The following is a 10962-nucleotide window of genomic DNA, read 5'->3' as shown; positions in this document are numbered from 1 at the left end:
ACACCCAGGGCGAGGCACCGCTGAAGGAGAACCTGGCCGCCGCCGTGCTGCTGCGCGGCGACTGGCCGCGCGTGCATGCCGAAGGCGGCGCGCTGCTCGACCCGATGTGCGGCAGCGGCACGCTGCTGATCGAAGGCGCGCTGATGGCGGCCGACGTCGCCCCGGGGCTGCAACGCCACGGCGAGGCGATGCCCACGCGCTGGACGGGCTTCGACGTGGCGGCATGGCGGCAGTTGCGCGACGAGGCGCTGGCCCGCGAAACCGCCGGCCGCGCCGCGCTGCAACCGGTGTTCAACGGCAGCGACCTCGACCCGCACGCGATCCGCGCCGCGCGCCGCAACGCCGCCAAGGCCGGCGTCGAGACCGTGATCACGTTCCAGGTCGCCGACGTGCAGGCGCTGCCGTCCCAGGCGTCGCCGCGTGGCCTGGTGGTCTGCAATCCGCCCTACGACGCGCGCCTGGCGGCCGACCCCGCGCTATACCGCGCGCTGGGCGATGCGCTCAAGCGCAGCGTGCCGGGCTGGCGGGCAGCATTGCTGTGCGGCGACGCCGAACTGGCGCGCGCCACCGGCCTGCGTGCGGCGAAGAAATACCAGGTGTTCAACGGCGCGCTGGAATGCACCCTCATCGCGGTGGATCCCGTCGCGCCGCCCGAGCGCGAACGCGCGCCCGATGCTCAGCCGCGCGAGGCGCCCGAAGGCCAGCAGATGGTCGCCAACCGCCTGCGCCGTAACCTGCGCACCCTCAAGGCCTGGCGCGAGCGCGAAGGCGTGGAATGCTTCCGCGCCTACGATGCCGACATCCCCGAATACGCCGCTGCCATCGACGTCTACACCGAGGCCGGCGACGACGCGCGGCGCTGGCTGCACGTGCAGGAATACGCCGCGCCGGCCGACGTCCCCGCCGCGCTCGCCCGTACCCGCCTCAACAACCTGCTCGCCGCCGCGCGCGAGGTGTTCGACGTGCCGCGCGAGCGCGTCGCCCTCAAGACCCGTGCCGTGGGCAAGGGCGGCAGCAAGTACGCGCGCACCGCGGACCGTCGCGGCGAGACCATCGTCGTGCGCGAGGGCGACGCGCTGCTGCGCGTCAACCTGTTCGACTACCTCGACACCGGCCTGTTCCTCGATCACCGCCCGATGCGCCTGCGCATCGCCGGGGAAGCCGCCGACACCCGCTTCCTGAACCTGTTCGCCTACACCGGCGCGGCCACCGTGCACGCGGCGCTCGGCGGCGCCCGCACCACCACCACCGTCGACCTGTCGGCGACCTACCTGCAGTGGTGCGCCGACAACCTGCGCACCAACGCCATCGGAGGCGCCAAACACCAGCTCGTCCAGGCCGACGCCCTGCAATGGCTGGAGGCCGACCGCGGCCAGTATGACCTGGTGTTCTGCGACCCGCCCACGTTTTCCAACTCCACGCGCGCAGGCGACTTCGACGTCCAGGCCAGCCACGTGCGCCTGCTGCGCGCGGCCGTGGCCCGGCTGGCGCCGGGCGGGGTGCTCTACTTCTCCAACAATTTCCGCCGCTTCCGCCTCGATGCCGAGGCGATCGCCGCCTTCGCCCACTGCGAGGACATCAGCGCCGCCACCATCCCCCCGGACTTTGGCAGGAATCCTCGCATCCATCGCACCTGGCGCCTGGAAGCAAGGTAGCCGGGAATCGGTAGCCGGTAGCCGGAAAGCGCCTTCCGGCTCCCGGCTACCGGCTACCGGCTCCCAAATTTGGAACGATGTGTGCGACCGCACCCGCTTGGATCGCGTGTCGCCCACCGCCATGCTCTCCCCAGTCCCCAAGGGAGTCCGCTCCATGACCACCATCCCCGCCACCGTCACCCGCACCCTGCGCGGCTCGCCGACCTCCGACGGCGCCGGGGTGAAGCTCACGCGCGTCATCGGCACCCCGCAGCTGGAGATGCTCGATCCGTTCCTGATGCTCGACGAGTTCGGCACCGACCGCGCCGAGGACTACATCGCCGGCTTCCCGTCCCATCCGCACCGCGGCTTCGAGACCGTCACCTACATGCTCGACGGACGCATGCGGCACAAGGACAACCACGGCAACGAAGGCCTGCTCGTGCCCGGCTCGGTGCAGTGGATGACCGCCGGCCGCGGCCTGGTGCATTCGGAGATGCCCGAGCAGGAAGAGGGCCGCATGCGCGGCTTCCAGCTGTGGGTGAACCTGCCCGCCGATGCCAAGATGACCGAGCCGAAGTACCAGGAGTTCGCGCCCGCGGACATCCCCGTGGTCGAGCCGGCGGCTGGCGTCGCGGTCAAGGTGATCGCCGGCTTGGTCGCCGATGCGTCCGGCAACGAAGTGCGCGGCCCGATCGAGCAGCCCGCCACGCAGCCGCTGTACCTGGATGTCGGCCTGGAGGCCGGTGCGTCCTGGCAGTACGTGCTGCCCGAGGGGCACAACGCTTTCGCCTATGTGTTCGAGGGCCAGGCCAGCCTGGGCGAGGGCGACGCCGCGCGCTTGCTGGACACGCACGAGCTGGGCGTGATCGGTGGCGGCGACGCGCTGTCGCTGCGCGGCGGTGCGCAGGGCGCGCGCCTGATCCTGGTCGCCGGCCGCCCGCTGCGCGAGCCGGTGGCGCGTTACGGTCCGTTCGTGATGAACACCCGCGAGCAGGTCATGCAGGCCTTCGTGGACTTCCAGGAAGGCAGGTTCTGACCAAAGCGCCGGTACCGCTCAGTCGGTACCGGCGATCTGCAGTTCGGGCCCGAAGCGCAGCTGGCCGATGGTGCGATAGCCGTTGGCCAGTTCGGACGCGGAACCGGCCTGCAGCCAGATGTGCGCGTGGCGCCCGTCGACAAGTTCCAGCAGCGTCTCGCGTGCCTCGACGCCCGGGTTGGTCGCGAGTTCAGCCCGGTACCACCTCACGTCGACGCCGTTGATGTTCGAGGCCTCGGCGCGGTTGCGTCCGCGCGGCTTGAACGCAGGATCCGGGCTGATGAACATGCCGAATGCCTCGACGCCGTTGGCATCGATGGCACGGCAGAAGTCGCTGTCGCCCATGTTGCGCGAGTCCCACGCCAGCCCCGAACCGGGCGGCAGTTGCGGGCAGTGGCCCGGCGCGGCGTCCTGCGCCGACGCGATCGAAGGGCAGCACAGCAGCGCCACCAGCAGCGGCAAGCTTGCGGTATGTCCGTTCATGTCTCCCCCATGCACAGTCATCGCATGGGCCGAACATAGCGCCCTACCGTTCGATCCGCAAACCCGCTTCAGGCGCCGCACCGCGTGCAAGTGTGACCAGGATCACAGTGCGCTCGCCCAGCGCGTGGCGCCTGGGCTCCTTGCCGGTGTGCAGGCTGAAAGCCTCCGCGGGCCCGTTCACGGGCTTCCAGGTGAAGGCCACCTCCGCGTCGCCGGCCCAGACGCACTGCACGTCCGGCATGCAGCGCGACTCGTTGACCAGGCGCTCGTAGCGCAACGCGCTGCCGTCGGCCAGCGTCACCGACTGGCCCGGGCGCATCTCGAAGGTGCTGCCGTCGGCGATGGTGTCGCCGTGCGCGGTGCCCCCTGTTCCGGGTGCGTTGGCGCTGCCCGACGCGACGCTGTTGCAGCCGGCCATGGCCAGGATCGTGGCGGCGAGCAGGGAATGCATCGTGGACATCGCGATCTCCTTTCGTTGGTGGCCGGCGTTCAGGGCGACAGCGCCGCGAGCAACGCGCGCGCGGCCTGCAACCGGCTGGTGGCATCGGGAAGTTCCAGCTTCATCCGCAGCTTGTCGGGGCCGTCCATCGCGTAGTGCCTGGGCTGCTTCTGGATGAGCTGGATCACCGTCATCGGATCGACATTGGGCTTGCTCTCGAACTGCACGCGGCCGCCGTTGGGCCCCAGGTCCAGCTTGCGGATGCCCAGTCGCGTGGCCTCGTGCTTGAACTCGGCGATGGCGAACAGGTGCTTGGCCGGATCCGGAAGCAGGCCGAAGCGGTCGATCATCTCCACCTGAAGCTCGCGCAGTTCGCCGGCGTCGCGCGCCGAGCTGATGCGCTTGTACAGGGTCAGGCGCGCGTGCACGTCGGGCAGGTAGTCGTCCGGGATCAGCGCCGGGATGTTCAGCTCGACCTCGGCGCCGTGGACCGCGGCGGCGTCGGTGTCGGGCAGCTCGCCGCGCTTGATGCTGCGCACCGCGCGCTCCAGCAGTTCGGTGTAAAGGCTGAAGCCGACCTCGGCCATCTGCCCGCTCTGGTCCTCGCCCAGCAGTTCGCCCGCGCCCCGGATCTCCAGGTCGTGGGTAGCCAGGGTGAAGCCGGCGCCGAGTTCGTCCATCGAGGCGATAGCTTCCAGCCGCTTGCGTGCATCGGCCGTGATGCTGCGCTTGTCCGGCACCACAAGGTAGGCGTAGGCGCGGTGGTGGGAGCGGCCGACGCGGCCGCGCAGCTGGTGCATCTGCGCCAGGCCCAGCTTGTCGGCGCGGTTCATGATGATGGTGTTGGCGTTGGGGATGTCGATGCCGGACTCGATGATCGTCGTGCACAGCAGCACGTTGGTGCGCTGCTTGTGGAAGTCGAGCATCACCTTTTCCAGCTCGCGCTCGGGCATCTGCCCGTGGGCGATGCCGATGCGCGCCTCGGGCACCAGTTCCTGCAGCTCGCGCTGGATGCGGCCGATCGACTCGACGTCGTTGTGCAGGAAGTACACCTGGCCGCCGCGCGCCAGCTCGCGCTGGAAGGCCTCGCGGATCTGCGCGCCGTCCCACGGCACGACGAAGGTCTGCACCGCCATCCGGTGCGCCGGCGGGGTGGCGATGATCGACAGGTCGCGCAGGCCCGCCATGGCCATGTTCAGGGTGCGCGGAATCGGCGTCGCGGTCAGCGTGAGCAGGTGCACGTTCGCGCGCAGCGCCTTCAATGCCTCCTTCTGGCGCACGCCGAAGCGCTGCTCCTCGTCGACGATCACAAGCCCGAGGTCCTTGAACTTCACGTCCTTCTGCAGCAGCCGGTGGGTGCCGACGATCACCTCGATCCGGCCTTCAGCCACCTTCTCCAGTTCGGCCTTGATCTCCTTGGTGGTCTTGAAGCGCGACAGCACTTCCACCTTGAGCGGCCAGTCGGCGAAGCGGTCGCGGAAATTGCGGTAGTGCTGTTCGGCCAGCAGCGTGGTCGGCACCAGCACCGCGACCTGCTTGCCCGCCGCGGCGGCGACGAAGGCCGCGCGCACGGCGACCTCGGTCTTGCCGAAACCGACGTCGCCGCACACGACCCGGTCCATCGGCTGCGAGGAATCCAGGTCGCGGATCACCGCCTCGATCGCCGCCAGCTGGTCCGGTGTTTCCTCGAACGGGAATGCGGCGGCGAACGGCTCGTACATCGCGCGGTCGACGGGCAATGCCAGTCCCGCCCGCGCCTGGCGCTTGGCCTGGATCTCGAGCAGTTCGGCGGCAACGTCGCGGACCTTTTCTGCGGCCTTCTTCTTCGCCTTGGTCCATTGCTCGCCGCCGAGCGAGTGCAGCGGCGCGGTCTCCGGCGATGCGCCGGAATAACGGTTGATCAGGTGCAGCTGCGCCACCGGCACGTACAACCGGTCGCCCTTGGCGTACTCGATCTCCAGGTACTCGGCCGGCATGCCGCCGGCTTCCAGCGTCACGAGCCCGCGGTAGCGGCCGACGCCATGGTCCTCGTGCACGATCGGCGCGCCCTCGGACAACTCCCCGAGGTCGCGGATGATCGCCTCGGGCTCGCGCCCGGCGCGCTTGCGCCGCCGCGGCTGCGCGGCGCGCTCGGGAAACAGCTGGCGTTCGGTGAGCACCGCGAAGGCGGGCTCGTCGAGGGCGAAGCCGTTGTCGAGGGGCGCAACCGCGATGCAGAAACGGGACCGGGGACCGGGGACCGGGGACCGGGAAAGCAGCTCTTCACCGGTCCCCGGTTCCTGGTCCCCGGTCCGCAGGAACGCGCTGAACCCGGCAACGACCTCCGGCTTGAGTCCGGCCGCGTCAAGGACTTCCAGCAACGCCTCGCGGCGACCGGGTGAGTCGGCGGCGATCAGCACCTTGCCCGGATAGCTGCCCAGGAACGATTTCAGGGCGGCGGCCGGTTCGGCGTCCTTGGCCGCCAACGGCAGGTCGGGGGCGGCATGGACGTGCAGCAGCTCCGCATCGGCGTGGCGTGCATGCGCCTGGCCGCACACTTCGATCCGGCTGTGCTGGTTCAGCCGCTCGCGCAGCGCCTGCGGCGCCAGGTACAGCTCGTCGGGCGGCAGCAGCGGGCGTTCGATGTCGTGGCGGCGCTGCTCGTAGCGTTCGCCCAATTGCACGTGGAACTGGTCGGCAGCTTCGCCGGCGCCTTCGCCCAGCACCGGCAGCACGCGCGTATCCAGGTAGTCGAACAGCGTCGCGGTGGCGTCGAAGAACAGCGGCAGGTAGTACTCAACGCCCGCCGGCGCAACGCCGGCCTTGAGGTCCTGGAACAACCCGCTGCGGCGGGTGTCGATGTCGAAGCGCTCGCGCAGGGCGTTCATCGCGCGCGTGGTCGCCGCGTCGTCCAGCGGCACCTCACGCCCGGGCAGCAGGTGCACCGCGTCGACCTTGTCCAGCGAGCGTTGCGACTCCGGATCGAACGCGCGGATCGAATCGATGCTGTCGTCGAACAGTTCCACCCGGAACGGTTCGTCCGCGCCCATCGGGAACACGTCGAGCAGACCGCCGCGCACGGCGAAGTCGCCCGGGTCCAGCACCTGCGGCACGTTGCGGTAGCCGGCCGATTCCAGCCTGCGTTTCTCCGCGTCCAGGTCCAGGCGCTGGCCGACACGCACGTCGAAGGTATTGCCGGCGACATAGCGCACCGGCGGCAGGCGCTGCAGCAGCGTCTGCACCGGCACGATCACCACGCCGCGCTTGAGGGCGGGCAGGCGGTTGAGCGCGGCCAGGCGCTGGCTGACGATTTCCGGGTGCGGGCTGAACTGGTCGTAGGGCAGCGTTTCCCAGTCGGGGAACGGCACCACGGGGATCGCGTCGTCGCTGTCGCCGAGCAGCGTGCGCAGGTCGGATTCGAGCTGGTGCGCGGACTGGTTGTCGCGCGCGATGGCAAGCACCGGGCCTGCATGCGCTTCGGCGGCGCGGGCGATCGCCCAAGCCAGCGCCGACGCCGAGCCCGGCGCACGCCACCAGGCGCGCTGCTGGCCCGCGCGCGGCAGCGGAGGAACAGGAAATTCGGGAGCGGTCATGAACCGCGCATTTTACCGGCTTGAGAAGCGGGAATAGGGAATGGGGAATAGGGAATGGCGGAAAGAAGGCGCGTGATGCGTCTCAACTCCGGAACCACAAGCAATGCATGGCACCGGCCCGATCACCGGAAACTACCCATTCCCTATTCCCTGTTCCCTATTCCCGCTCTTCAACAAGATCCAGCACCACCCGCACATACCCCTCGCTGTCCGACGCCTCCTGCCGGAATCCCAGGCTGCCTGCCAGCGCCAGCATCGGTTCGTTGTCCGCCGGCACGTCCCCGCACAGGCGCTGCAGGCGCTTGCCGCGCGCCCAGCGCACCAGCCGCCGCATCAGGTGGCGGCCCAGGCCCATGCCGGCGATGAAGCGGCCGACCACGATGGCGAAGTCGGCATCGCTGCCGTCCTCGGCCTGGGCGGCACGGGCAACGGCGGCAACCACCGCCTCGCCCGCGGGAAGCGGTTCGCTGGCGATGATGACGAACTCGCGGCGCGGATCGGGGCGAACGAGTTTGGCCGTGGGAGGAAACCGATGGCGGAGCGCCTTGGGCTCCAGCAGGGCGAGCCCGGCTTCGAGCGGGACCTCGTCATCGGGGCGGATCGGACGGATCAGGATTTCGCGCCCATCGGCCACGCGGATCATCTCGTGCCAGGGCGGGAGTCGGTTGCGGGCGGCCATGCATTCGATGCTCGCATGACGCAGGTGAAGCCCGGCTCTACATCCCGTTCACGTTCACGTTCGCAGCGCGTCCCAGCCCGGCCTCGGCGCGAAACGCTCGCCGTGGCGCGCGCGCAGGTCCTGCAGGCGCGCCAGCACGGCGTCCACGCCGGTTTCGCGGATGTACTGGATCGGGCCGCCGCGGAACGGGGCGAAGCCGGTGCCGAAGATCACGCCCGCATCGAGCAGGTCCGCATCGGCGACCACGCCATCGTGCAGCGCCGCCACCGCTTCGTTCAGCAGCGGCAGCACCAGCCTGTCCTCGAGGTCGGCCGGAGCCACGTAGTCCTTGGGCAGTTCGGGCTTCACCGGCTTGCCGTCGACCCATTTGTACAGGCCCTGGCCGTCCTTCTTGCCGCGCTTGCCGGCTTCCGGCGGCGCCGACAGCGCCGCGGGCACTTCCAGCCCCAGGAACGGAGCCAGCTCGCGCGCCACGCCGGCGGCCACGTCCAGGCCCACGGTGTCGATCAGCTCGATCGGGCCCATCGGCATGCCGAACTTCTTCGCGGCCTTGTCGATTGCCGCGCCCGGGATGCCCTCGGCGAACGCCGTGGCGGCCTCGAGCATGTACGGGAACAGCACGCGGTTGACCAGGAAGCCCGGCGTGCCCGCCACCGGCACCGGCAGCTTGCCCAGTGTCTTGCAGAACGCGGCGAGGCGTTGTCCGGTGTCGGCGGCCATCGCGTCGTGGTGGATGATTTCCACGAGCGGCATCAACGCCACCGGATTGAAGTAGTGCAGGCCGGCGAACTGCGCCGGACGCTGGATGTGCCCGCGCAGGTCGGTCAGCGGGATCGACGAGGTGTTGGTGGTCAGCAGCGCGCCGGGCTTCATCCGCGGCTCGACCGCGGCATAGAGTTCGCGCTTGGCTTCGGCCTGTTCGATGATCGCCTCGATCACCAGGTCGGCATCGGCCGCGCCGTCCCCGGCCAGGTCGCCGCGCAGCCGCGCCGCCACTTCCGGTCGCTTGGCTTCGTTCTTCACCTTCTTCGCGAACAGGCCCTGCGCGCGCTGCAGGGCGCCGTCGATGAAGCGCTGCTCGCGATCGGCGAGCGTGACCTCGAATCCCTTGTACGCGGCCCACGCCGCGATGTCGCCGCCCATCACGCCGGCGCCCACGACGTGCACGCGGGCGATGCCGCTGTCGCCGGCGCCCTGGCCCTTGAGCCGCTCCTGCAGGAAGAACACACGGATCAGGTTGCGCGCGGTCGGCGTACCGGCAAGTTTCGCCACCGCCTTGCGCTCGGCCGCCAGCAGCGACTGGATCCCGCCGCCGGCGCGGCGCCAGGTCTCGATCAACGCATACGGAGCCGGGTAGTGCGCCTTGGGCGCCTTGCGCGCCACCTGCTTGACCAGCATCGGCGCCAGCAGCTGCCGCGCCGGCCAGGTGTTGCTGGCCCACGCCAGCGCGCGCTGCTTCAACGCGCGCACGTGGCCCTTGAGCGCGAGCACCGCGGCCGCATCGAGCAATGCCGTGGGTTCGACCACGCGATCGACCACGCCCATCGCCAGTGCCGCCTGTGACGACAGGGTGCGGCCGCTGAGCATCACGTCCATCGCCGCCGGCGCACCGACCAGGCGCGGCAGGCGCACGCTGCCGCCCCAGCCCGGATAGATGCCCAGCTTCACTTCCGGCAGGCCGATGCGGGTGGATTCGTCGCTGGAAGCGATGCGGTAACGGCAGGCCAGCGCCAGCTCGGTGCCGCCACCCATGCAGTAGCCGTGGATCGCGGCCACCGTGGGGCAGGGCAGCGACGCCAGCTTCTGCAAGACCTGCTGGCCGCGGAACAGCGCGTCGTTCACCGTGCCGCGCGCATCGAAGTCCTGGAACTCCTTGACATCGGCGCCGGCGATGAAGCCCGAGGACTTGCCAGAACGGAACACCACGCCGCGCGGCGGATCGATCGCCAGGCGCTCCAGCAGCTCGCCCAGTTCCACCAGCATCGCCTGCGACAGCGCATTGACCGCCTGGCCCTCGCGGTCGATGGTGACCACGACCACGCCGTCGGCTCGCGCCTCGACCTGCCAGTGGCGGAAGCGCAGGCCATCGAAGCCGGGGACCAACCCTGCGATGATGGGGGTGCGATCTGTCGCCATGGCGGGCCGTCCGATGCGAATTGGGAGCCCAGTATCATCCCGGCCGCATTTGATTGCCGTCAATGCCGCCCCAATACAACCCCGACAGGGGAACTTTCCCGCCAGGATGGGGTCACATGACCGAGGTTGAGTTGTCCCAGCAGATGGACCGCGAGCTGGTGCAGCGTGTCCAGGATGGCGACAGCGCCGCATTCGACCTGCTGGTGCGCAAGTACCAGCACCGGATCGTGGCGCTGATCGGGCGTTACGTCGCCGACTGGAGCGAGTGCCAGGACGTGGCCCAGGAAGCCTTCCTGCGCGCATACCGCGCGATCGGGAGCTTCCGCGGGGACGCACAGTTCTATACCTGGTTGCACCGTATCGCCGTGAATACCGCCAAGAACCACCTGGTCGCCAGCAACCGCCGCCCACCCACGGGCGACATCGACGTTGCCGACGCCGAGCAGTACGACGCCGGCATCCGGCTGCGCGACAACGACACCCCGGAACGGGAACTGATGCGCCAGCAGATGGAACAAACCGTGATGCGCGCTGTCGAAGCCCTGCCGGAGGAATTGCGCACGGCCATCACCCTGCGCGAGGTCGAGGGCATGAGTTACGAGGAGATCGCCGAAAAGATGGACTGCCCCATCGGCACGGTGCGTTCGCGGATCTTCCGCGCCCGCGAGGCGATCGACCAGGAGCTCAGGCCCCTCATGGACAACGAAGACGGTTCGGAGCGTGCGACGCGATGACTGACAAGATGCTCGAACACACCAGGCAGAAGCTCTCCGCCCTGTTCGACGGCGAGCTGGGCAGCGACGAGGCTCGCTTCCTGCGCAAGCGCCTGGAGCACGATGCCGAGCTGGCCGCCTGTGTCTCGCGCTGGCAGCTCGCCGGCGACGTCCTGCGCGGCCAGGCCACCGCACCGGCGCCGGCGGATTTCGCCGCCCGGGTCGCCGGCGCCATCGCCGACGACGCCAGCCAGGCGCCAGCCACGG

9 protein-coding genes are annotated in these 10962 nt (G+C 69.8%); 4 read left to right on the top strand and 5 right to left on the bottom strand.

Annotated features, from left to right (window positions below; all coding sequences use genetic code 11):
* Together rlmKL and QAA18_RS08355 are read left to right on the top strand one after the other, a co-directional pair.
* The coding region (gene rlmKL / locus QAA18_RS08360) for a bifunctional 23S rRNA (guanine(2069)-N(7))-methyltransferase RlmK/23S rRNA (guanine(2445)-N(2))-methyltransferase RlmL (RefSeq protein ID WP_279412475.1) at nucleotides 1–1655 on the top strand (1655 nt) is incomplete at its 5' end.
* 121 nt (nucleotides 1656–1776) lie between these two features.
* A complete protein-coding gene (locus QAA18_RS08355; protein WP_279412474.1) occupies nucleotides 1777–2673 on the top strand; it encodes a pirin family protein in 897 nt (298 codons plus the stop codon).
* 18 nt (nucleotides 2674–2691) lie between these two features.
* On the opposite strand, the gene QAA18_RS08350 is transcribed toward QAA18_RS08355, so the two are convergent.
* From QAA18_RS08350 to QAA18_RS08330, 5 genes are all read right to left on the bottom strand, one after another.
* The gene (locus QAA18_RS08350) at nucleotides 2692–3156 is read right to left on the bottom strand and encodes a hypothetical protein (RefSeq protein ID WP_279412473.1); all 465 of its coding nucleotides are present in this window, start codon (nucleotides 3154–3156) and stop codon (nucleotides 2692–2694) included.
* Nucleotides 3157–3199: 43 nt separating this feature from the next.
* On the bottom strand, nucleotides 3200–3616 hold the full coding sequence (locus QAA18_RS08345; RefSeq protein ID WP_279412472.1) for a hypothetical protein: 417 nt from the start codon (nucleotides 3614–3616) through the stop codon (nucleotides 3200–3202).
* Between the two features lie 29 nt (nucleotides 3617–3645).
* Nucleotides 3646–7167 (bottom strand): transcription-repair coupling factor, encoded by a 3522-nt coding sequence (gene mfd / locus QAA18_RS08340; RefSeq protein ID WP_279412471.1) that lies wholly within the window; start codon nucleotides 7165–7167, stop codon nucleotides 3646–3648.
* A 157-nt stretch (nucleotides 7168–7324) separates the two neighbouring features.
* Nucleotides 7325–7846 (bottom strand): GNAT family N-acetyltransferase, encoded by a 522-nt coding sequence (locus QAA18_RS08335; protein WP_279412470.1) that lies wholly within the window; start codon nucleotides 7844–7846, stop codon nucleotides 7325–7327.
* A 54-nt stretch (nucleotides 7847–7900) separates the two neighbouring features.
* Entirely contained in the window at nucleotides 7901–9949 is a 2049-nt protein-coding gene (locus QAA18_RS08330) for a 3-hydroxyacyl-CoA dehydrogenase NAD-binding domain-containing protein (RefSeq protein WP_279412476.1), read from the bottom strand.
* A 149-nt stretch (nucleotides 9950–10098) separates the two neighbouring features.
* Between QAA18_RS08330 and rpoE the strand changes: the two genes are divergently transcribed.
* Together rpoE and QAA18_RS08320 are read left to right on the top strand one after the other, a co-directional pair.
* Nucleotides 10099–10716: an RNA polymerase sigma factor RpoE gene (gene rpoE / locus QAA18_RS08325; protein WP_279412469.1), complete on the top strand. Its 618-nt coding sequence runs from the start codon at nucleotides 10099–10101 to the stop codon at nucleotides 10714–10716.
* A partial coding sequence (locus tag QAA18_RS08320; RefSeq protein ID WP_279412468.1) for a sigma-E factor negative regulatory protein occupies nucleotides 10713–10962 on the top strand: 250 nt, incomplete at its 3' end. The genes rpoE and QAA18_RS08320, both read left to right, overlap by 4 nt.

The sequence above is a fragment of the Luteimonas sp. 8-5 genome (genome assembly GCF_029763755.1).
Classification (GTDB): Bacteria; Pseudomonadota; Gammaproteobacteria; order Xanthomonadales; family Xanthomonadaceae; genus Cognatiluteimonas.
Note: the sequence above shows the minus strand (reverse complement) of the source record. Positions and strands in the feature narration are given on the sequence as shown.

Excerpts from the sequence above, each read along its gene's own strand:
- QAA18_RS08355 (WP_279412474.1), top strand. The coding sequence starts at position 1,777 with ATGCTCTCCCCAGTCCCCAAGGGAGTCCGCTCCATGACCACCATCCCC.
- QAA18_RS08350 (WP_279412473.1), bottom strand. The coding sequence starts at position 3,156 with ATGAACGGACATACCGCAAGCTTGCCGCTGCTGGTGGCGCTGCTGTGC.
- QAA18_RS08345 (WP_279412472.1), bottom strand. The coding sequence starts at position 3,616 with ATGTCCACGATGCATTCCCTGCTCGCCGCCACGATCCTGGCCATGGCC.
- mfd (WP_279412471.1), bottom strand. The coding sequence starts at position 7,167 with ATGACCGCTCCCGAATTTCCTGTTCCTCCGCTGCCGCGCGCGGGCCAG.
- QAA18_RS08335 (WP_279412470.1), bottom strand. The coding sequence starts at position 7,846 with ATGGCCGCCCGCAACCGACTCCCGCCCTGGCACGAGATGATCCGCGTG.
- rpoE (WP_279412469.1), top strand. The coding sequence starts at position 10,099 with ATGACCGAGGTTGAGTTGTCCCAGCAGATGGACCGCGAGCTGGTGCAG.